Below are 23,473 nucleotides of genomic sequence, written 5' to 3'. Positions count from 1 at the left end.
TCCCTTAACTTTCATTCATTTAAGTTTTAATTACTTTTCTATCATCTGTTTTTCAATTTACTTGTTTATCGCATTTCTGATTCCTGTAAATTTAGAATCCATATTTTTTTAAAAAGTCTTCGGTGATTCCGATTTCTTTTTTTGTTTCTTCTTCTCCCGCTGCCGGCTGCAACAGTTTTTCCACATATTTTCCAATAATATCGCATTCCAGATTGACGATGTCGCCAACGCCTCTGTCATGCAAAGCGGTTACCTGCTGTGTATGTGGGATGATGGACACTTTAAAACAATGTTCATCCACATAAGCCACGGTCAGGCTGATACCATCGATTGTAATGGAACCTTTTTCTACGATATAGCGAAGCAGGTTCGGCTTTGCTGCGATGGTGTACCAGATTGCGTTGTCATCCGGTTCAATGCTCTGCACCGTTCCGGTGCCATCGATATGTCCCGATACGATATGACCGCCAAATCTGCCGTTTGCCGGCATCGCCCGCTCCAGATTTACGCTTGCCCCAGTACTTAACTGCCTCAGAGAACTTCGGTTCATTGTCTCTGCCATAACATCTGCGGTATAATAACTGCCGCCCATGCTCGTCACTGTCAGGCACACACCGTTGACTGCAATGCTGTCTCCGATCTGACTGCCTTCCAGCACTTTTTTGCATCCGATGGTCAGTACACAGGACCGGGCGCCACGTCGTACATTCTGAATGGTTCCCACTTCTTCAATTAATCCTGTAAACATGTATGATCGCCTCTTTTCAAGTTAACTTTTAATTTTATATCAATTACTGTTCAGGTATTGTTGTCTTATTACTCTTCCTGAACACTATGTAGCAAGTATTCTTTGTTCAAGAAATTCTTTTCACTTTATCTTCGTTTTTTGCATCGTTATTTGACATAGCCAACAATGCAGAAGTCATCGCCCAGACGTTCAATCTCCATATTTTTCAATGTGATCGCATCTGCCATTCGGTCGATTCCCATTCCCTCTACCGGAGAGCGTGCATCCATGCCGCCGATGAGCTTTCCTGCAATGTAAGCATATACTTTATTTACGATACCATCTTCCAGTGCAGAAGCATTTAACGTTCCACCGCCTTCCAGTAAAATACTGTCAATGTTCTGCTCACCAAGTTTTTTCATCAATTCCACCAGATTGACTCCGTGTGCACCTTCCGTGCCGATCAGCTGAATGCCTGCCTCTTTTAACTTCCTGATTTTCTCCTGCTTTCGCTCTGCTTCTAACGCTTCCTGACTGCAGGCAACGATCGTCTCAATTTCTGATGCAGTTTTTACGATCTGACTTGCCAGTGGAATGTGAAGGTTGGAATCGCAAATGATTCTCACCGGATCCACACCGCCTTCCACGCGGCAGTTCAACATCGGATCATCTGCCAACACCGTTCCGATTCCTACCATGATGCCCCGGTAGCGTCCCCTCATCCGATGCACCTGCGCTCTGGCCGTCTCTCCGGTCACCCATCTGGAATCTCCGGTGGCACAGGCGATTTTTCCGTCCAGAGTCATGGCATATTTCATAACCACAAACGGTGTCTTTGTCGTGATGTAATGATAAAATACTTCGTTTAACTTCAGGCATTCCTCTTCCAGAATTCCGGTCTCTACATAAATGCCATGATCCCGCAGGATCTGTACACCTTTACCTGCCACCAGTGGGTTAGAATCCATACTTCCCACAAAAACCCGGGCGATTTTTTTTTCAATGATAATGTCCGTACACGGTGGGGTTTTTCCCTGATGACAACACGGCTCCAATGTCACATACAAATCAGCTCCTGTGGTATCTTCTGTACAGCGGGTCAATGCATTTCGCTCCGCATGAAACTCTCCATATTTCTCGTGATACCCCTCACTGATGATCCGTCCGTCTTTAACTACCACGCAGCCAACCATCGGATTCGGTGATGTATGACCTTCTCCCTTTCGCGCCAGTTCCAACGCCCGTTTCATATATTCTTCTTTTTCCGGCATAAAAAAACACTCCCTTCAATCTTCCAGGGATTTTCTGCTTCCATAAATTTTTGCGTTGCCTGATGTGTCTGTGTTTCATCGCCTGATGCTCTTGTTAGTTTTATGTAACATTCACATCCCGGCTCCGAAAATTTTTCAGATCAAAAATTTATGGTAAAAGAAAATCCCTGAGAAATAAATCTCAGGGAGTGAAAATCTTTTTTGTTAAATGGACTTCAAAACATTTGTTTTTCTGTCTCATTTAAGTATTTATTTTCGCTTGTTCTTCTTTCATCCAGACTATACTGTCGGCTTTGGAATCTTCTGCTTACCAGAATCACCAAATCAACGCTTTCACGCTCGCGGGCTATACCGCCGGTCGGGACTCTCTGCTTCGAATTGCATTCGGTTCAGTTCACCCTGCCCTGAAGATTTCTTTGCTTTTTCTGCACATATGATAGCACATACTTTTTTCAAATGCAATAGCTAATTTTTTACTTATTTCTGCCAATACACAGGTTGTTACAGTTCACACGCGCCATTCGCAAAACGCCCTTTCGGGCTTCTCCGTAGCTTTGCTACTGTTTTTGCTCACAAAAAGGCGCTCCCTTCATCACTATGCATCCAGGTAATTCCTCATGCAAGCATGATCATTACCTGAATCCATGTGATGAGTGAACTGTAACCACAAGTTTACTGATCAGAATCAGCACACCGCCCACTACAAAGGGGAAAATAAAGGTTGCCACACGGTAAAGAACCGTGATCGCACCAGCTTTATGCACACCAACTAATACGGCAAAAAGGTTCGTCATAATCAGTTCTACCGCTCCAACCCCTGCCGGTGTCGGAATTACCGCTGCCGACATAACAGACAGCGATGTAATTGACAAAGAATCCAATATTGAAATTTCATTTGTTCCAAACAGGATCAAAAACGGAATACAATACCAGAAGCACAGTTTTGCCATATTTTTCAACACCATAGAAATCAGCGATGGTACATCCTTCAACAAGCGGGATGTTGATTTTTCCATGATATCACAGCTTTCTTCCAGTTTTTTCAATGCCGGAGTCAGTTTTCCGCTTTTATTAAACTTACGCACAATCCACAAGATCAGCTGATGAGATTTCGCCGATACCGCAAAAATAATCAATGCGATACTGATAATCGCGGTCAACACATATGCAAGCCCCAGATACACGCCATATTCTCTATAATTCACAGACATTACTTTCCAGTTCAAGATAAATAAAAGTCCGCTGAACAGTGCCACACTGACTTTGTGCACCATGTACTGAATCATATAAAGTCCGGTTGCCTCCGAATAGCCAACACCTTTTTTTCCCAGATACACGATTGCTGCCACACCGGAGCCGCTTCCCAGTGTAGATAAACGGTAAAAGGAACAGTTAAAAGCACAGTAAACGGCTTCCCGGAACTTGAATTTTGGATTATATCTGCGCGCCAGTGAATAGGTGATCCATGCCTCAAATAAATGATAGATCACGGTTGCAGCCATAATCGCCACCAGCACCGCAAAAGATGTTTTCTGAAGCTGTGCAACAATATCCCCTGCGGAATCCTTAAATGTATACCAGATGATCAGAAGCAGTATCGCCACAAAAATCAGCTTCGCCAATCGTTTTTTATTTTTCATAAAGATACGTTCTCCTTCCATCGTAACCTATGTATTTTCATCCATCGCATTTTCTCATTATTTTTGCTTAACTTCAAAAAGCTCCTTCACCTGCTGTAAAATAATGTCCATCAGACGCTTGCGCGTCTCCACCGCCGCCCATGCGATATGCGGCGTGATCACAAGTTTCTCGCTATCCTTGATGCAACGCAGTGGATTGTCCTCACGCATCGGCTCCGCGCTCAGCACATCCAGACCTGCCGCCGCAATCTCGCCTTGCTCCAACGCATCTGCCAAATCTGCTTCCACCACGATCGGTCCGCGTCCCACGTTGATAAAAATCGCACTGTTTTTCATTTTTGAAAATGCAGCTGCATTCATCAGCTGTTCCGTCTGCTCCGTCAGCGGTGCATGCACGGACACAATATCAGATGTCCTAAGCAAGGTATCAAAATCTACGCGCTCGTAGCCATCCTCCGTATGGTTTCCGGAAGTGGAATAATAGATCACATGGCAGCCAAAAGCCTTTGCCAGATCTGCCACCCGTCTGCCGATGGCTCCCAGACCAATGATGCCCCATGTCATACCGCAAAGTTCATGAAAATGATTTGCAAAATGTGTAAACATAGCATCATTTACATACTTCTCTGATTTAACATAATTGTCATAATAGGGCATTTTCTCCAACAAATAGAACAGTAACGCAAACGTATGCTGCGCCACACACTCTGTAGAATAGCCTGCCACATTTCTCCACGCAATATTCCTTTTTGCCAGGAACTCCTTGTCCAAATTATTGGTACCTGTAGCAGTCACGCACACAAGTTTCAGCTTTTCTGCCGTTCCGATGGTCCGCTCGTTGATCTCCATCTTGTTGATGATGACCACATCCGCATCCTTCACACGCTCCGGAACCTCCTCCGGCTTATTGCTTCCGTAACGAACCACTTCACCCAGAGACTCAAATCCACTGAGATCAATGTCCGTTCCAATTGAATTATCATCTAAAAAAACTATCTTCATATCTTTCACATTCCTTCTGTACTATCTGCTTCTGTTATCTATCTTATTGTGGATTTCAATGTTTTCCCTGTCACATCTGTTATTTTCTGTAACATTCCTTACATTCATCCATTTTTATCACCCTTTACCGATGATTCTTTTCTGACTTCGCCCATTGTAACTCATTTTATAAAAAAAAGAAAGTGGCAGTCCCACAAAAGGACTATTCCACTTTCTTAATTTTTTATGATCTGATATTCTATTATTTATTTTGCTTTCGGTCTGCGTACTCCGAAAGATACAACAAAACCAAGAACCGTTACGATGATCATCATGAAAATAGTTGTCATGAAAGATCCGCTTGCGTCATACAGTTTACCTGCAATAGTAGAAGCAAAAGATGCAATCAGCAGGTTTGTATTTATCAGTGAGAAGTTCATAGAATAGTTCTCACGTCCGAAGAAATCACTGATGATAGCAGAGTTTGTCGGTGTAACTCCACCATAAGCAAGTCCTCCTACAACGAAACCGATCACGATGAATGCAAAGTTTCCGCTCATCAGAGCAAGTACAAGAATCAGAGCAGCAACGATAAAAATGATCATATCAAGGATCATTGTAAATCTGTGACCTTTTTTATCAAATAATCCACCAAAGATTACACGTCCGATACCGTTGAAAATAGAGATCAGGCCTACAACAGTAGCAATGTTTCCATCAGATACAGTAGTTCCAACCTGGCTTGCGATACCACTTGCCTGAGAAACCAGTGCAAGACCTGCAGCACTCACCAGAATAGCCCAGATATAGTAAAACCAGAATGTCGGCATCGTAGCCATTTTTCCTGTGTTTACTTCACAAGCCGGCTCACGTACTGCTTTTTTCTGAGCAGATGCAGCACCCGGATTGTAACCAGCTTCCGGTTTTACAAAGAAGAAGCTGCAGATCACCATTACAACTACGATGATAATACCGAGAATACGGAAAGTTTCCTGCCACTTGTCTGTTCCATCAGACGGTGTAACAGCTGCAAACACTTTACCAATGATAAAGCTGCTCAGACCAAATCCCATCAGAAGAATACCTGAGATCAGACCCTGTTTGTCCGGGAACCATAAAGACATGGTACTCATAACTGCGTTATAAGCAAATCCTGCGCCAAGACCACACAAAACACCGAATCCAAGATACAAGGTAGCCGGTGAAGTGCCTGTGGTGGAAGCGATCATAAATCCTGCCAGAAATAAAATTCCTGAAAGAATGATGTAGATCTTCGGACTGACTTTTTTTGCCATCATACCGGCAATCAGACATCCGATACAGAAAAATGCCATAACCATGGTAAATGTCATAGATAACTGTGCTGCTGTCCAGTCCGGACGGGAAGCACCGATAGATTTGGACATAACGGACCAAGCATATACCAGACCTGCGAGAAGCAGAGTGATAACACCGATGATCGCATATACCCAGCGATTCAAGTTTTTCATACTTAATTTCCTCCTAAATATATTACTTATATTCCTTAAAAAACAGAGAAACTTCATTCCCCCCTTGCAACTTTTCTATTATAATCGAAAATCTTATATCTTGCAAGATTTTTTCTTCTAAATTTATATCCTTTTTCTGGTAATTGTGTGTAAATTTGCATATTGCTATCTGACTCCTCATGTTTTACACCTGTATTTCTCTTTTCAATACGTCCTCTTTCACATATGATCTAAGTGTTTTATCAACAAACAGTATCTCTTTTTCCCAAATTCTGCTATAATAAGAGCACACCAAATCGTAATGACACAATGATATAAGGAGCAACATTATGGCAAATCAAAATATGAGGGAACAGCTCGCCCTGTCCCTATCAAATGATGTACTGACAGGCGCGCTCGTTCAAAAGAAGAAAGCCGGATACCAGTTTGGTTTTCACATTCACACGACCATTGAAATTTACCGAATAGTTTCCGGAAGCTGCCATATGGATATTGCTTCTGAATCTATTCACTGCAAGGCTGGAGACTTTATCATGATCCTGCCAAACGTTATTCACTCTTTCCGTGTTGATTACAGTGGGGACTGTGAATATCAACAGATTCATTTCCGCCCGGATACCTTCACAAAAATCATCTTGAGTGATGATGGCATTTATCCCATCGGTATGATGCATGCGATCCGTTTTCACTGTCAGACTTACTATAGACAGGAATCTGATCAGGTACTGGATGACTGTGTAAACAAAATTATTTCGCTGCACTCCTCGACAGACAGTTTATTTACTGCTGCGAATATCAACATCGCCATTATGAACATCATGCTTCATATTCTGGACAAAAAGCGGCCGAATCACGATTTTACTGATCCGAACCTGCAAAACAGCTATGTGGCATACACTCTGGATTACATCCACAAAAACTATATGCACAAGATTCTTCAGGAGGACATCGCAAAGGAACTTCAGATTTCCGTCCGTTATCTGAGCAGCCTGTTCAAAAAATATATGACGATCACACTGTCCAACTATATCAATATTTACCGCATCAACAAATCCATTGATCTGATGCAGGATACAGATAAATCACTGACGGAGATTGCTCAGATGGTTGGTTTGAAAGATTCCCAGCATTATTCCAAACTGTTTATGACAGTGATCGGGGAATCTCCTTCCAGCTACCGGAAATCCTATATTAAAAACTATTACAACTAACACACATGCAGAATAATCAGATATCTTTATCAACGATACCTATGATCTGCAATATTTTGTAAAGTGCGGTGATTCTGAGAAGAATATGTCAGCTTACGCTGACCAGAATCACGCACCAAGTCTCACGTGCGTTCGACTTGATTCAAGCACAACAGAAGCGGCTCTCTTTCGAAAGCCGCTTCTTTTTTCAATCAGTACACTATGGGGTAATTCTATATCGGTTATTTACTAATTGAACACTTTATAAATTTTTCCATTGATTCTGATGTCATCGCGATTGGAGAAGTCCACTTTACCATTCTTAATGTACCACCAGCCATTTTCATTCTGGGCAAGTCCATTGTAATTAAAGTTTACTTTTCCGTTTTCGATTCTCCACCAGCCGTTGGCATTCTTTGCTACTCCTGTGTAGGAGAAATCTACTTTTCCATTACGGATATACCACCAGCCGTTTTCGTTTTTCTCTACGCTGTTGCAATTGAAATCTACTTTTCCGTTGACGATTCTCCACCAGCCGTTTGCATTCTTGGCGATTCCTGTATAAGAGAAGTCTACTTTTCCTCCGCGGATGTACCACCAGCCGTTTTCGTTTTTCTCTACACTGTTGCAATTGAAATCTACTTTTCCATCAACGATTCTCCACCAGCCGTTTGCATTCTTGGCGATTCCTGTGTAACCAAAGTTTACTTTTCCTCCGCGGATGTACCACCAGCCGTTTTCGTTTTTCTCTACACTGTTGCAGTTAAAGTCAACTTTTCCATTGACAATGCGCCACCAGCCGTTCTCATTTTTTGCAATTCCGGTATAGCTAAAATCTACTTTACCGTTCTTTACATACCACCAGCCGTTTTTGTTCTTTGCAACAGTTGTAACGCCAGTATCAACTTTGTCATTTTTGTAGTAATACCAGTTGCCATCTGCATCTCTTGTATCAGATAATCCGTCTGCATATGCTTTTAATGTCTTGAATGTCACACTTCCTGCCTCAGAACGATTGCCTTTTGCATCCAGTGCGTAAACTTCTACTTTATAAGAAGTATCCTGCTTCAGATCGCTAAGTTCATATGCCGTGTCTTTTACCAGTGCATCGTTGTCTTTCTTGCCGTTTACATATACGTCATATCCTGTTACACCTACGTTGTCGGTAGATGCTTTCCAGCTGATTGCTGCGCCGGCTCTGGTAATATCTGCTGCCGCAACGTTCGCCGGTGCACTCGGAGCTTCTCTGTCTGCCTCTGCAGTTGTAAAGGTAACTGCCACTGATGCCTCAGATTCATTTCCTGCTGCATCTACAGCGGTAACTGTTACCGTATACTCTGTATTATCTGTCAGACCTGTTAAAGTATAGGAAGTATCTGTGATCAGTTCATCATTTACTTTTTCACCGCTTACATATACGTTGTAACCTGTAACGGCTACGTTATCAAGTGCTTCTTCCCAACTGATGGCTGCTGTCGACTCTGTTACATCAGCAGCGGTTGCATATTTCGGTGCTTCCGGTGCTGTTGTATCTGCTACCGCTTCATCTACATAGGAGATAATCGGAGTGATATGAGCAGATGGTTTTGATGGATTCCCATTTGATTTTGCAACCACGCGGATATAATCGCCTGCTTTTACTTCCAGCGCATCAATAGATTTCCACTCACCTTTCTGACCACTGACAGAAAGTGTTACGCTCTGTAACTCGGTGCCATTGTGCATCAGAGTCAGTGTTGTGCTTCCACCGGAGTTTCCGTTCTGACGCAGATACGGTTCATCATTTCTGATATTAAAAGAAATCACGCCGCTCTTTGGTACACGGTATGCCATTGCAGTATAAATGTCTGATTTTGGCGGTGCAGAAAGCAGACCATGATAAGAGTTTGTATTATTTTTTGCTGCCTCTGCATGACTTGGGGCATCCACGCCCGGTCCATAATAAGTATTTACCTGCCAGTTTGGCCAGTCCGGATCATAGGATGTCATATTATTCCATGTATCTGCACTGTTATTTTTGATCTGTCCAAACCACACATTACCCTGCTGTGCGTTAACATAATCACCAACCCAGTTATAATTATTCTTTACGGCAATAACGTAATCGCTTGTTGTACCATCTTCTGCCGTAATGCGAAGTGTCATTCCATCCGCAATTGTATCAGTGTTTGCCAGTACTTTGTCATCAGAAATTACACTTACGGTTGCGGTACTGCTTGTTTTTACATTCTGTTTTACTTCGCTGACAGTTGCCGGATTCTTCTCGGTAGACGGAATCTTGATTGTTGTTCCTGTCATCATATATACAGTAGATTTTAATTCGCAGTCAGAACTTGCTACAATCGTATATGTTTTGGATTTCTCGCCATAGGAAATTGTTACTGTGCATCCACCGTTTACTACATCATTTTCAGCTAAAACTTTATCACCGGATTTTACTGTAACCTGCGTACTGCTGTCTATATTAAGATTCTTCAGTAATTCTTTGACTGTTGTATGTTTTGCCAGACCACTGATCTGATCATTTGCCACATTATATACATTAGAAGTAGCAGTTACTGTTACATAATCACTTTCTGCAGCTCCAATCTCCGGGATATCTGTCAGTGCATGTCCGAAGAAATCATGCTCCAGATCATATCCGTTGTTGTCTGTGATCACTTTACCTGCATTAATTGCCGGCGAATCTTCTGCCAGTTTATAACCGTCAAATACAGATGCATTCTCTTTGATATAAGCAATACCTGATGTATTTGAAGATGGACCGGATCCTGCATCTTCCAGAACTTTTGTACCTGCATTTACAACAACGGCATTCTTATCTCCGCTTGGTGTATTTGCAAAGTTATAGTACAGGTTATTGTCATACTGAAGTGTTCCGCCCGGATACCAGTTCTGATTTAACGGCGTTGAGCCACCATAATAGAAAATATTATTCTCGAGCACTGCATTTCCACCGGTACGGTCAAAAATACTCTTAATATTCTCATTCATATAGAATGTATTGTTATAAATATGAGCATCCGGATTGCCTGGTAAATCTAACGGACCTGTCAACTCGTTCTCACTGATATTATAACGGAATGTTGTATTCACAGCCTCTGCTCCACAGAACATGATTGCTCCACGGGAGTTTCCGTGACTGTAATTGTACTGATAGAGTGTTCCGTCTGTCCAGTCTGCATCCCATGCCTGACCATCGCCATTACCATGATAAGCATACTGATTATTATAACATTCATTATACTGGAACACAGAATCTTTACATTTCCAAGGCCAGATTCCGGCTGCTACACGCTGCCAGCCACTTGGATAATCTGTCGGATTCATCTGACGGGAACAATCCTCAGCCACATTGTACTGAACCAGTGGCTGATCTACATACATGGTTGTGATTGCATCACCACCGGCAGCTTTAATGTAATTGTTCTGAATTGTCACATTACTGGAAGCATATTTTTCCAATGCTGCTTCATTCAAATGTGCACTGTTAAGCTGTGCCCATGCATAGGTATAAGCTGCTGCGATACCCCAGCGGTTTGTTGTTACAACACTACAGTTTTCAATTGTCAGATCATTGAATTTGGAAGCGCCGGTAGCATTCTCATCTGTTGGTTTCTCTACAATAAAATAAATACCACCATTTGCCATATGTTTGTTGATAACATTGCCGTCTACATCATGAACATACAGATCATCCAGAACAATATGATCTACCGTACCTTTATCCTTCGCTACACCAGCCACACCGGTACGATCCATAACATTTGCGTCGTTATATTTTAATCCATCGTCTACTTTACTGGTCTCTCTGTCATTTGTCAGCTCCAGACCTCTGATCTCTATGTATTCTACATCTTTCAGCAAAATGGTTGAAGAAACATTTCCCTTCCATTTATGTCCTGTATTATCCAGATGATTTCCATAATCCTGATACCATACACCGGTGCCATTGGCGTCAATTCGTGGTCTGTTGCCTTCACCATAAGTAGAAATCTCTATCGGTGCTTCTGCACTTCCGCTTCCCTGTACATGAAGGTACTGATCTGTAAATACAGATCCCTTCTCCAGAAGTACTTTATCTCCCGGTCCTAACGTAATCTCATTAATTTTATCCAGCGTTTTAAACGCTTTTTTCTCCGATGTTCCATCATTGGCATCATCACCATTCTGAGAACTTACATAATATGTAGTCCCCTGCTGTCCGTCAGCTTCTTCTGCATGTGCGATGTTTGCCGGCATCATGCTTACTACCGTAACACCGGTCAGCATCATTGCAAGTAATCTGCTCGCCCATTTTTTTCTCATGTTTCTTCTCCTCCTAATTGTATGACTGTAATCACCGGATATAATTTTTTTATATCAAATTCCCCATAGTCCAATTGATTACAGTTGTTTCAAAGTAAACTGAGATAAAGCATCCATATCTCCGTCCACTTCAGCAACCTTTGCTTTTTCTTCTGTCATTTCCTCATATTTTGCACGACGCAATTCATCAATGACTGCTGCACGCGCTTCTGACAGATCCACCTCTCTGGCTTCTTCTCCGACAAACCAGTCATCATTATCATAATGTTTCTGAATTTCCTCCTCAGTAAAATTCATATCTTCATTTGATTTATCATTCATATATGTTTCCTGAAGATAATTCAGTTCATAATCCTGATACATTTCTGTGGAATATTCTTTCAATCCATAGACAGTCTCACCTTTTTCGATTTTCTCACTTCGTGACTGATTTTCCTGCTCCATACGGTTCAGCATCCCCTCATAGGTCGCATCTTTAATATAGCCTTTGTCTTTTGCGATATCATATACTGCATGCATATATTTCAACTGTTCAACTGTCTGCTGCGCCAGATATTCATATCCGGTTTTTCCATTTTTATAAGTCGTCGTCCAAAGTTCATCTTCTGAAACATCATGCTTCTCCGAACGAAGGGTTACCATCGTGTTGTACTGCACCAGATTCATGCATTGAATGTACTCTTCTTTACTGATCTGAGTCCCGTTAATTGTCAGTGAAAATGCCGTCTTCTGTGCATGTTTCCAACCTCCGACACAGGTCATAGCAATCACTGCTACTGTCAGAACCAGTACGATCAGCCATTGCTTTTTCTTTCCTTTTTTCATGTAAAATACCCCTGTTTTGTGCTACCTTCTCACTGTGTTTTAGCCTCATTATATCGCTTTCATGCATCAAAAACTTGGTATTTTCAACTTTCTTACCGTCTCTTTTTACACAATTCGGAACACAAAAAAATGGAGCACTGCTCCGCAGATATATTATCTGCGTTACAGCGCCCCACTTCTTCACTTTCCGTTATTACAAACCGCTTCAGAAGTTATTATTTCTGAACTTTACCGTTAACAACGTTGTGTGTTCCGCCATTGTAAGAGAAGTCTACTTTACCATTACGGATGTACCACCAGCCATTTTCATTTTTAGCGATTCCGTTATAGTTGAAGTTTACTTTACCGTTTTCAACTCTCCACCAGCCGTTCTGGTTCTTTGCTACACCTGTGTAGGAGAAGTCTACTTTACCATTGCGGATATACCACCAGCCGTTTTCGTTTTTCTCAATGCTGTTGCAATTGAAATCAACTTTACCATTGACGATTCTCCACCAGCCGTTTTTGTTCTTTGCAACTCCAGTGTAACCAAAGTCTACTTTACCGCCGCGGATGTACCACCAGCCGTTCTCGTTTTTCTCAACACTATTGCAGTTGAAATCAACTTTACCATTGACGATTCTCCACCAGCCGTTTTCGTTCTTTGCAATTCCTGTGTAGCCGAAGTCTACCTTACCGTTTGTAATCTTCCACCAGCCGTTCTCATTCTTTGCTACGGTGTTTGCTTTGAAATCAACTCTGCCGTCTGTGATCTTCCACCAGCCGTTTTCATTCTTTGCTACGGTATTTGCTTTGAAATCTACTTTACCGTCTTTTACATAGAACCAGCCGTTTATGTTCTTTGCTACGGTTGTTACATCAGTTGCAATCTTGCCATTCTTGTAGTAGTACCAGTTGCCATCCTCATTTTTCACATCTGCCAGACCATCTTTCATCTGTAATCCGCTCATAGCGTCTTTCAGATTTGCAAGTGCCAGTTTTACATCATACTGAGTCGCATCGGCATTCGCCATAACATCTTCTGCTGCTTTCAGTTTTGCTGCAAATGTCTTCCAGGATTTTGCAGAATACTGTTTCTCTTTGGAGAGAAGTTTGTTTGCGGTTGCAATCTGTGTTTCCAGACTGGATTTATTGATTTTGTTTTCATCGTCACCATCGGTATTTCCGTTTTCTACTTTACTCATAACGCGGATCTCAGATGCAACTGCCCACCAGTTGGTAGATTTTGCTTCTGTTGCAAGTAATCTTACGTTTGTTACATTCTCTACCGGCTCAAACTCTGTGGTCTTCCATCCTGAGGAGTTCTCCCAGCTTCCTTCCTGAACTAACTGATACTCATCAGAACCAGCTGTTTTTACAGAAAGCTCGAATTTTGTGATTGTTGTAAGGTATCCGCCCATAGTCGGTCCCGGTAAATAACGAAGTCCATCTACTGTATGTGCCTCCGGGAATTCGAAATCAATCCAGCATTCTCTGTTTTTGATTGCGGAACTAAATCCATCAAAGTTTGTCATCCAGTGCGTATTGGTATCACCATCAATTGCATATGCCGGGTTACCAAAGTTAGAACCATAGTGTGTACCATTGTCCTGGCTTCCTGCTGTTACTTTCACGCCTGCAACCGGAATGTCCAATTCTTCACCTGCATTTGCAGAAACCTCACGAGTTGACAGATACTCTAATACTGCATTCAAATGACGATAGCATGCTTCAATTTCTTCGGAAGAAGTTTTGTCTCTGTTTAATGCAACATTTGCATCATCAATTGCTTCTGACAATGTCTTCCAATCAGCTTTTGCATATTTCTCTTCATCCAGATCTGCTGCTTTTGCAATCAGTTTCTTTAAGGTTTTTTCTGTAATTCTCTCATCTACACGCTCAATTACAAGGTTATCAAGAACAAGCTCTTTATATCCGCCGAAGTTCTGTGCGCTTCCCTGGGATCCCTGCAGATCTGGTGCTTTATCTGTTGAGTAAATACCAAACCATGTCTGTCCGGAAAGGTCACCTGTGATCTCACAGACATAATGTCCGTCTTTGTTTTTGCCCATGTGTTTGTTCAGTGTATCAACTTCTGTTGCTTCTGAGAACTCACCGCTGCCTACTACAACGCCGTATGTTCCATCACTACCTGCCTGGTAATCAAAACTTACACGATATTTTACACCTGGCTCGAAGCGGAAGTTCTGAGGAATTGTCTGGTATGCAAGAGTCTGTCTCTGTGTCAGACCATTGATCTTAACTGACCAGTTTCCATCCAGAACGTCATCCATCTTCTTAACATCCCAGCCTGCCTGTGTATATGGTCCATGAAGCTCGGACAGATGGATTCTGTTATCTTCTACGCCTTCAATACCGCTGACAACGAATGGGTAGATTCCCTGTACGTTATTTTCGAAATCTTGCTCGAATTTCACGATATTGCCGTCTTTGTCTCTTGTGATATTCTGTGCATCATTTTCTACGATACGAACATCATCAAAGTAAGCATCTCCTTCGCCTGCTGCTTTTGCAAGTGTCAGAGTTACTTTTCCGCTTTCCGGAGCAGTAAAGTATACATACATATTCTGGAAATAGCTGCTTCCGTCAACGGTTGCACTGGAATTACTGTGTGTATATGCTTTTACAAAGTTCTTTGCGATAGAACGCTCTGTATAATTTGTTCCCAGGACTTCATCTCCGCATTTTACGGTCATAGATGCTTTGCTGTCACTTCTGTTGTCCACACCTACGAGTACTGCATACTGCTGACCCGGTTTCAGATCTGTCAGTTCCTGTGTCATAGCTACATCACCGCTCAGTTTCAGCATCGGATTGCTGTACTGACTCTTAGCGATCTCAGCTGTTCCATCACCAACTTTTGCCCAGTTTGTAGCAAGAGAAGCTGCTCCACCGTTAAATCCGGCATCTACGATATGCATTCCCTGGCTCCAAGTTACATCGATATTACCTTTCTCACCTTTGTATACAACATAAGGTACCTCAGCTTCTGCTGTAAGTGTCAACTGGCCATTTACGATATCAACAGTCTGCTCATCTGTCTTACCTTCATCGGTCAGACGATATACTTTAACATTCTTTAATCCGGCCCAGCTGTCCGGAACATCCCATGTCGTTGTGCCGCCCTGTGTATTCCAGTGATACATCTTCTCATCAGCAGATGCTACTTTCTCACCAGTCTCAGCATCCCAGTTCCACGGAATCAGGTAGCTCTCTGTACCACGTTTGTTACCTGCCTGAATATCAGAATCACGACGATCACCAGCAGAAGGTGCACCCTGTGCAACAACTTTTCCGTTTAATGTCATGGTTCTCTCTCTGTAGGCAGCATCAGATGGATTATCGGAACCTCTTTTCAGTACCAGTTTATTTCCATCATCATCTTTCAATGTGATTTCCATATCCGGTGTCCAGTTTGCAGCTCCGCCTGCATTTACCGGATCTCCATCTACCCATTTGATTACTTTGTAATGCTGGATAAATTTGGTTGTTACATCATGTGTGAACAGGTTTGTGATATATGTATCATAGTCGTTACGTCCCTGCCATCCTTCGAAGTCTTTCATGTTGTAACCGCCAAGCAGAGGCATCATTGCAGCTCCGCCGTAAGAAGGATAATCAGCAACCCAAGAGTCTTTCTGATGGTTACGAAGGAAACGCATAACCTCACTGTTCTGACCTTTCTGGTTTGCTCCACCATAAGTTAAGTCAGCTGCCCAGTGCTGGAATGTTGCATCATACTCGTTTGCTACACCCCACTCATTTGCCATACGCCATCCATTGCTGTTGATCTCTTTTGACAGTTTACGTGTCTGCCAGGAGTCATCATCATTACTTCCGGTATTATTTCCCCAGATATCTACATATACGAAATCAAGGTTTGTTCCTACCAGTTTCTCAAGGTCATCAAAACGTGTTTCACGCTCACCGGTTGCCAGATCATAAATACTGTCAAGACCTACGGCCTGATCCAGCCAGTTCCATCCATAGCGGAGGTTACCTGCTGTGTCACGGCGAACATTGTCATCTTTGAACGCTTTTGCTTCCGGATACATCTCGCCGGCATTTACATGGATACCGAATCTTGCACCGTATTTAGCACCCTCTGTCATCAGAGTATTCATGTCATCAGCACCACCGATACGTTTACCGATATCAGCATAATCCGGATGTGCGGAATCGTGACCTTCATTTGCGTAACCTTTTAACAGTACGGACTGTCCCAGACCATCTGTATTCAAAGCTACTTTCTTTACATTATCAAGAGTTGTCAGGAACGGGTTCTGTGCCTGTCCACCAAAGTTCATGGCGATACGGTATGCTACCAGCTCCGGAACTTCTTCACTCTTATATGGGTTGTTCATGATAGAACGGTATGCTACTGCACCATCCTGCCAGTCAATCTGTGCATCCTCATTCATATCACCTGCTATAATTACTTTTGTACGAGGCATTTCTGTCTCTTTTACCATATAAGATCTGTTGTGAGAATCTGTTACTACACGATGATAATACCATGCACAACTGCTCAGTCCCAGAGATACATAATCCTGTTTTTTCTGTGTGGTTGCCTGTACACGGGTATTATGAGATCCTCCGGATACAGTTGTTGATGCTGTGTATCCATCATGCTCGGAATTACTCCATAATCCGGCACTCATCTCATCATTGGATACAAATCCATATGCATAATCTCTGTTGTGTGTTGTATTGTCTTTAATTTCCAGATAGTAGTCACCACTGGTCTTGGTATTAGAAGACATAGAAGCACCTTTGAAGTTAGCACCATTCTGTGAACTTCTTACAGAAACAAGGCTCTGGTTCGGAATCTCGATTGTCTGGATCGGATTTCCATCTACTGTATCCTCCAGATTATTCTTGATATCTGTAATGTTAAATGCCAGTGTATTACCTTCAGCAACCAGCTCAGATGTGATCACTGCATCAATTTTGTCACCTTTGACTGTCATTACATAAGTCGCTTTTGCACCGTCAAAAGTAGCTTTTACATCAGCATCATCCAGCTCTACAGCTGTTCCGTTGATCGTTACTGTATTGATCTTCTCGCTCTGTCCATAGAACACTTTACCAGCCAGATCACCTTTTTTCATATCGTATCTGACAACACTTGGAAATGTCTTGGAAACAACAACATCCATGTCTTCTGTGGAAAGTGTCTCTGTCTCAAGCTGAGCTTCCTGTGTCAGAACGATATTTTCAACATTCACATTCTGCTCACCTACAGTAACATCCTGTGTTGTACTTACATATCCATCACGGATTACGCTAAGCTGATACTGACCCGGTTTTACGTTAATGCTGTAAACGCCGTCCTCGTTTGTTTTTGTGCTCTGTTTTCCAACTGCAACTGTTGCATTGGCAATCGGTTTACCTTCTGCATCTACAACTTTACCACTTACTGCAAAAGTCTTGATCTGATCCACTGTCTTCTGTCCGGTATAGTGAATATTCTTTACAAATACATCTGTCGCATTTCCGCCGTAGCTTCCGCATTTGAATGCGATTTTATTGCCCAGACTACCGATTTCACTGAAGTCTTCATTCTGGAATGCAACTGTATCACCAATCTTAACTGTTACTTTTTTAGCTGCAGTCCACTCGATGTGTACATTTACTTCCTCACCACTGGTTGGTGATGCAATTCTGTCACCAGTATACCACGGACTTCCACTTGCACCGTATTTCTGCCAGAACCATCCGCCTGCATCAAAGCCGATCATCATACCAACAGAATCGGTATTGTATCCAAGATATACACCAAAACGGTTGTTTGTAGCTTCCGTTGCGTCTGTTTTGATTGTAAAATCAAAATATCCATCTTTGGAAAAATCAAATGTGGTTGGATTAACAAACATTGCCGGTTTGGAGCCTGGATTATTTCCATTTCCAACACCTGATTTCAAATGCAGCCATTCGTCCTCTACTGCACAAACTGCATCATCCCCAACTTTATTCTCCAGTGTCCATTCATCATTGACACCATCTTCCAGCTCCGCCTGAACTGCAATCTGATCCTCATTTTGATCAGATGCTTCCATATCCTGATTAGCCTCTGCTGCTTTTGCTGTAACCGGATACAGACTTGTCGGAACCATTGTTCCGATCATTGATGCCGCCATTGCAAGGCAAAGCATCCGGACTACAATTTTTTTCCTCATACTTTTTCTCCTCCTGCATGATCCCCATAGTTGCCTTTGTTACCGGATGTAATAAACTTGTTTCACATCCTTTTATATTTATATAGAGAGCAAAATTCCCACACCTTCGGCATGGGAATTTTACTATATATAATCATTAAAAATGGAAAAGAAGATCCTTCCTCACTGGCAATGGACAGACAGATGTATCTGTTTTCTCCTCATCTGTTTCATGTTCCCCGATCCTTAACATAAGTAATGTCTTTTATCAATTCCGCAGGTACAACCGTCCTACCTTTGCCACAATATACAGTTCAAATATTCAACTTCTTTTTGTCGCTCTGTCTGTTTCACCAAATTTCATTAAGTACTCTTTTTTTCTCGCCTACACCATATTGTTGTCTGCTCTTTAAAGGTGAAAAATGTATGCCAATCCCCATTTTAACATACATGTTCTTTTTCTATGTCACAACAATGGCTCCTCATTTTCACAGTTGCACACATAGCACTTCTTAATGAATTTTTTCTTTGGATTACATATTTTTATATATCTGAACTACTTTACGTGTTTCATTATATACCCTTTCCGGATTGAATGCTTGCCGTTTTCACTTGCCCGGGCAGACCTTTTTATACAATTCGGAACAAATAGAAAAGGATCCAATCTCTATTTCTGAAAATCGGATCCTCTTTCTGACTCCATGTATTACACCTCTGTTTTATCCACAAAAACAACTTTATTCCCTGCCAAGTTTGCGATACACGGTCACAATCATGGTAATAAAGCATGCCAGTCCACCGATGGCATTGGAAATCGGCTCCGCAATAAACACACCATGCACGCCCAGTCCAAACAAATGCGGCAGGATCAAAGTCAACGGAACCACGATAATAATCTTTCTGAAAATAGAGAAAAACATCGCATGTTTTGCCTTTCCAAGTGCCGTAAACGTCGACTGTCCGCAAAACTGAAACGCCATAAAGAAAAATCCGAAGAAATACAAATGCATTGCCGAAATTCCAAGCGTCAGCGTATCACCACTTCCGCCAAACATCCGGATAAACGCTCCCGGAATCGCGGAAACCAGCCCCCAGACTGCCAGTGTATACACAATCGTCACTCCCGCTATGGTCCGGATCGTCTTTTTCACACGCTCATATTCCTTCGCACCGTAGTTGTAGCCAAGCACCGGCTGACTGGCACTGGTAAATCCCTGCACCGGCAGAGAAATGATCTCACGCACGGAATTGATGATCGTCATAATACCGACATACACATCTCCGCCATGAGTCTGCAGCGTCGCGTTGCACACCATCTGTACCGTTGAGTTTGTGACCGACATAGTGAACCCTGCCAGACCAAGTCCCATGATGTTCTTCACACGCGCTCCCTGTAACTGCATGGAACGTCTCTGAATCCGGATCAACGCTTTTTTTCCGGTCAAAAAACGTACCGTCCACACAGCTGCTGCCGCCTGTGAGATCACCGTTGCGATCGCAGCTCCGCGTACCCCCATATTTAGTACAAAAATAAAAATCGGATCCAGCGCAATATTCAAAGCAGCACCGATCACGGTTGTACACATGCCAATTTTTGCAAAGCCCTGTGCATTGATAAAGTTATTCAGTCCCAGACCGAACATAACAAAAATCGTTCCAAGCAGATAAATCGTGATGTACTGTTCCGCGTAAGGCAGCGTTACCTCACTGGCTCCCAGAAGCATCAGCAATGGTCGCTTGAAAATCAGTCCTGCCACCGTCAGTACTACTGCGAAAATCAAAAACAGAACCACGCAGTTTCCAAGAATATATTCTGCTTCCCGTTCATTCTTCTTTCCACGCTCAATGGAAAACAGCGGCGCACCGCCCATTCCCACCAGATTTGCAAATGCGATCACAATCGTAATCATCGGCAGACACACACCAACGCCCGTCAGCGCATCCATGGAATCGCCGCCAATCCGCCCGATAAACATACGGTCCACCACGTTATAAAGAACGTTCATCAGCTGCGCCAGCGTCATTGGAATCGCCAGACGCATCAAAATTTTTATAATACTTCCCTTTGAAAAATCTCCATTCTGTGTCATTTCTGCCTAAGCACCTGCTTTCTATATCCCCTCCAAAATACATTTTTTGTGCTTTTTAGTGCCCACAATTACAGCACTTGTGAATACTTCCTGCTTGGAGCTGCATTGGAAGCCACTGTTTTCCATCTTTTTCATACAGCTCACCACTCGTTGTAAATCCAACTGTCTCAAAAAGCGGTACCGCTTCCTGCAACACATCCGCATTGATCATCTGTGCCCCTGACATCATCGCTTTATCGATCAGCAGACGCACAATGAAATCGCCATATTTTTTTCTGCGAAACTTCGGCAGCACAGCCACTTCCTTCATCTGATAGGATTCTCCATCGAAAGAAATCCCTCCGGTTGCAACCGCCGTTTCCCCTTCATACGCCAGGGCATACATACAAAACGCATCCGGCTCTTCCTTTATCGAAAGCTGCAGTTCCTGACCTAACACCGCATTGCGGATGTCTGTCACCTGCTGCATCTGCTCATTTTTTTCACTCCCACTTACTAATTTCCCGAATACCATATCCGTTTCCCCCTTCTTCTGTCGTTTCCGTCAAAATCCCACATCCATTGGCAGCCTGCCATTCATAAAAAGATTTTTTCGGCACGCCGTATCGCTCCATAACAGACATAATTGTACCACCATGGCACACAATTGCAATCTTCTCCAGACCTTTTTCCCTTGCCTCTGCCACACATTTCTCATATGCCGCACAGCACCGCCTGCGAAAATCCGCGCCGCTCTCTCCGTTTGGAATCAGCATCTGACCATTGCTGTCAATCCAGACCTGATACAACGGATCATCTTTCAATTCTTCATAATTTTTATATTCAAAATCCCCGAAATCTGTTTCCTGCAGTCCGTCCCACGGCACTTTTCTCTGTTCCGGGAACAAAAGATCCGCCGTGTCCCGACAGCGAATCATCGGACTGACATAAATCAGATCCGCTTCAAATCCAATCCCCTGCTGCTTTCGCATTTTTAATTTTTCTTTTGCATCTGCGGTCAGCCCTTCATCCGTTCTGCCGACATAACGCCGCTCAACGTTACCCTGCGTCTGACCATGGCGAATCCATAAAATCTGCATGTTTCATGTTCCTCTTTATTTATACTAAATGGATATTCGCAATCCATTTGCACCACTTGCTCATCCCCCAGCAGCTGCTCTGTGATTATTCATCTGCAGGATCGAAACATATAATTTTCCTTACTGGTTCAAGATAGACTCTGTCAGTTCTTTCGGTGTTGACACAATCTGTATTGCTCCATTTTCTTTTAAAAACTCTGTAGATTTGAACCCCCAGTTTACACTGATGCACGGAATTCCCGCATTTGCTGCTGTCTGGATATCTACTTCAGAATCACCAATGTAAATACAATTTTCCGGTTTGACATTTAATTCACGCATTGCCTGAAATACCGTATCCGGAGCCGGTTTTTTATGAATAGCAGGTGACTCACCGATAGCAACTTCTATTTCATCCGCAAAGAAATCTTTGCAAAGTCCTTTTACAGCAGCATCAAATTTGTTGGAAACAATAGCCAGTTTATAGCCATGTTCTTTCAACGTATGAAGCATATCAATAATCCCATCATATGGTTTCGTGTTATCCAGCATATGTTCTTTGTAATGCACCGGAAAATCTTTCATGCAGGCATCATAATTTGGATTACTACGTCCGTCCGGCAATGCTTTTTCCATCAGTACATAAATTCCATTGCCAACTTTTTCTCTGATTTCTTCGCATGTATAAACAGGACCTCCATATTTTTTCATACAATAATTCACACTGTTGGTCAGATCCTGTATTGTATTTAATAATGTTCCATCAAGGTCAAATATTGCTGTATTTCGTGTAGACATTTCAAGTTCCTCCTATGCCACTTTAGCCAATATTAAAAGCGAATTGAATTAATCCGTTTGATTTCGTTGCCATTCTAGCAGAAAAAAAAAGTTTCGTCAAAAATAGCATTCAGAGTCATTTAAAAAATTTACTGCACGAAATGGATCTTCCCGATACTTCTTGTCGGTAGTCTCTTTCTTGAACATGGAAATTTTCATGTACTTTTCCATTCCGTGCTGTTCACAGAAGATGTAATTGTTGTAAGATACATGAAGCGGAGATTAACTTTACACTGATCCTCCAGTTCACGCAATGATATATAGCCATTCGCCATAAATCCGAACAAAACTGTTTTCCACATGCTGACCGGGTCATATCTGAGTCTTCCTGTATAATGTTGAGGAATATTTTTCAGATATTTCTCCAGTTCGATTTCTCCCATAAATCTGTCAAAAGTCAGCACTGGATCACAGATGTCCAAATAATCTTGAATTATCATTGGCAAAACTGCCTGTTTTGGGTTAGAATAGATTGTGTTATTATTTTTTTTCACAAATTAATTATAACAGAAAGAAAGACCTTGAGTTCATTATAAACTCTTGGTCTTTCTTTTTTTCGGGACTATTCTTTTTTCACAGCCCCTTAAAATTATTCCAGATACTGTCGCAGTGCTGTCACATATTCCTGACCAAGTTTACTCAAAATCAGATTTTTTCTGGTCACATACCCAATCTCCATCTGATTTTCTTCCTGTGAATCGTCAAACCGTCCATCATTCCGAAACGGTACCGCACGATAATCACTGCCGTTTAATTCTTCACAGATCAGACCGGAACACAATGTATATCCATTCAGTCCAATCATCAGATTCAGCATAGTTGCACGGTCATTTGCATGAATGATCTGACTGTATTCATCTCAGTCTGAGTTGAGACTCCCACTTCTGCAAGTGGTGAG

Annotated in this window: 15 protein-coding genes and 1 riboswitch; of the genes, 1 reads left to right on the top strand and 14 read right to left on the bottom strand. The window is 42.4% G+C overall.

The window, feature by feature from the left end; all coding sequences use genetic code 11:
• Positions 1 to 91 precede the first annotated feature (91 nt).
• The 5 genes from LG34_RS04990 to LG34_RS04970 form a co-directional block, all read right to left on the bottom strand.
• Positions 92 to 748, bottom strand: a complete 657-nt coding sequence (locus LG34_RS04990) for a riboflavin synthase (protein ID WP_109215115.1) — start codon at positions 746 to 748, stop codon at positions 92 to 94.
• A gap of 146 nt (positions 749 to 894) precedes the next feature.
• The gene (gene ribD / locus LG34_RS04985; RefSeq protein ID WP_109215114.1) at positions 895 to 1,998 is read right to left on the bottom strand and encodes a bifunctional diaminohydroxyphosphoribosylaminopyrimidine deaminase/5-amino-6-(5-phosphoribosylamino)uracil reductase RibD; all 1,104 of its coding nucleotides are present in this window, start codon (positions 1,996 to 1,998) and stop codon (positions 895 to 897) included.
• A 258-nt stretch (positions 1,999 to 2,256) separates the two neighbouring features.
• Positions 2,257 to 2,414: riboswitch (FMN riboswitch) on the bottom strand.
• Positions 2,415 to 2,630: 216 nt separating this feature from the next.
• A complete protein-coding gene (locus LG34_RS04980; RefSeq protein WP_177957610.1) occupies positions 2,631 to 3,638 on the bottom strand; it encodes a lysylphosphatidylglycerol synthase transmembrane domain-containing protein in 1,008 nt (335 codons plus the stop codon).
• 57 nt (positions 3,639 to 3,695) lie between these two features.
• Positions 3,696 to 4,640, bottom strand: coding sequence for a D-2-hydroxyacid dehydrogenase (locus tag LG34_RS04975; protein ID WP_109215112.1), 945 nt, complete (start codon positions 4,638 to 4,640; stop codon positions 3,696 to 3,698).
• Positions 4,641 to 4,885: 245 nt separating this feature from the next.
• Positions 4,886 to 6,109 (bottom strand): MFS transporter, encoded by a 1,224-nt coding sequence (locus LG34_RS04970; RefSeq protein ID WP_109215111.1) that lies wholly within the window; start codon positions 6,107 to 6,109, stop codon positions 4,886 to 4,888.
• A gap of 329 nt (positions 6,110 to 6,438) precedes the next feature.
• Between LG34_RS04970 and LG34_RS04965 the strand changes: the two genes are divergently transcribed.
• Entirely contained in the window at positions 6,439 to 7,320 is an 882-nt protein-coding gene (locus LG34_RS04965; protein ID WP_109215110.1) for an AraC family transcriptional regulator, read from the top strand.
• Positions 7,321 to 7,548: 228 nt separating this feature from the next.
• Here the strand turns inward: LG34_RS04965 and LG34_RS04960 are convergent, their stop codons facing one another.
• The 9 genes from LG34_RS04960 to LG34_RS04915 all read right to left on the bottom strand — a co-directional run bounded on the left by LG34_RS04960 (position 7,549) and on the right by LG34_RS04915 (position 23,392).
• The gene (locus LG34_RS04960) at positions 7,549 to 11,607 is read right to left on the bottom strand and encodes a fibronectin type III domain-containing protein (protein WP_109215109.1); all 4,059 of its coding nucleotides are present in this window, start codon (positions 11,605 to 11,607) and stop codon (positions 7,549 to 7,551) included.
• 78 nt (positions 11,608 to 11,685) lie between these two features.
• Positions 11,686 to 12,432, bottom strand: coding sequence for a hypothetical protein (locus LG34_RS04955; protein ID WP_109215108.1), 747 nt, complete (start codon positions 12,430 to 12,432; stop codon positions 11,686 to 11,688).
• A 215-nt stretch (positions 12,433 to 12,647) separates the two neighbouring features.
• Positions 12,648 to 18,611: an endo-alpha-N-acetylgalactosaminidase family protein gene (locus LG34_RS04950; protein ID WP_109215107.1), complete on the bottom strand. Its 5,964-nt coding sequence runs from the start codon at positions 18,609 to 18,611 to the stop codon at positions 12,648 to 12,650.
• 716 nt (positions 18,612 to 19,327) lie between these two features.
• Positions 19,328 to 20,680 carry an MATE family efflux transporter gene (locus LG34_RS04945; RefSeq protein WP_109215106.1) on the bottom strand — a complete coding sequence of 451 codons (1,353 nt, stop codon included), beginning with the start codon at positions 20,678 to 20,680 and terminating at the stop codon, positions 19,328 to 19,330.
• A gap of 55 nt (positions 20,681 to 20,735) precedes the next feature.
• Positions 20,736 to 21,194 carry a GNAT family N-acetyltransferase gene (locus tag LG34_RS04940; RefSeq protein WP_109215130.1) on the bottom strand — a complete coding sequence of 153 codons (459 nt, stop codon included), beginning with the start codon at positions 21,192 to 21,194 and terminating at the stop codon, positions 20,736 to 20,738.
• A complete protein-coding gene (locus LG34_RS04935) occupies positions 21,163 to 21,759 on the bottom strand; it encodes a histidine phosphatase family protein (RefSeq protein ID WP_109215105.1) in 597 nt (198 codons plus the stop codon). The genes LG34_RS04940 and LG34_RS04935 overlap by 32 nt, the downstream gene beginning before the upstream one ends.
• 120 nt (positions 21,760 to 21,879) lie before the next feature.
• Entirely contained in the window at positions 21,880 to 22,536 is a 657-nt protein-coding gene (locus tag LG34_RS04930; RefSeq protein ID WP_109215104.1) for an HAD family hydrolase, read from the bottom strand.
• A gap of 194 nt (positions 22,537 to 22,730) precedes the next feature.
• Entirely contained in the window at positions 22,731 to 23,015 is a 285-nt protein-coding gene (locus tag LG34_RS04920; protein ID WP_242979803.1) for a transposase, read from the bottom strand.
• A 149-nt stretch (positions 23,016 to 23,164) separates the two neighbouring features.
• Positions 23,165 to 23,392, bottom strand: coding sequence for a hypothetical protein (locus LG34_RS04915; protein WP_109215103.1), 228 nt, complete (start codon positions 23,390 to 23,392; stop codon positions 23,165 to 23,167).
• Between the last annotated feature and the right edge of the window lie 81 nt (positions 23,393 to 23,473).

The organism is Eubacterium ramulus, assembly GCF_003122485.1.
Classification (GTDB): domain Bacteria; phylum Bacillota; class Clostridia; order Lachnospirales; family Lachnospiraceae; genus Eubacterium_I; species Eubacterium_I ramulus_A.
Note: the sequence above shows the minus strand (reverse complement) of the source record. Positions and strands in the feature narration are given on the sequence as shown.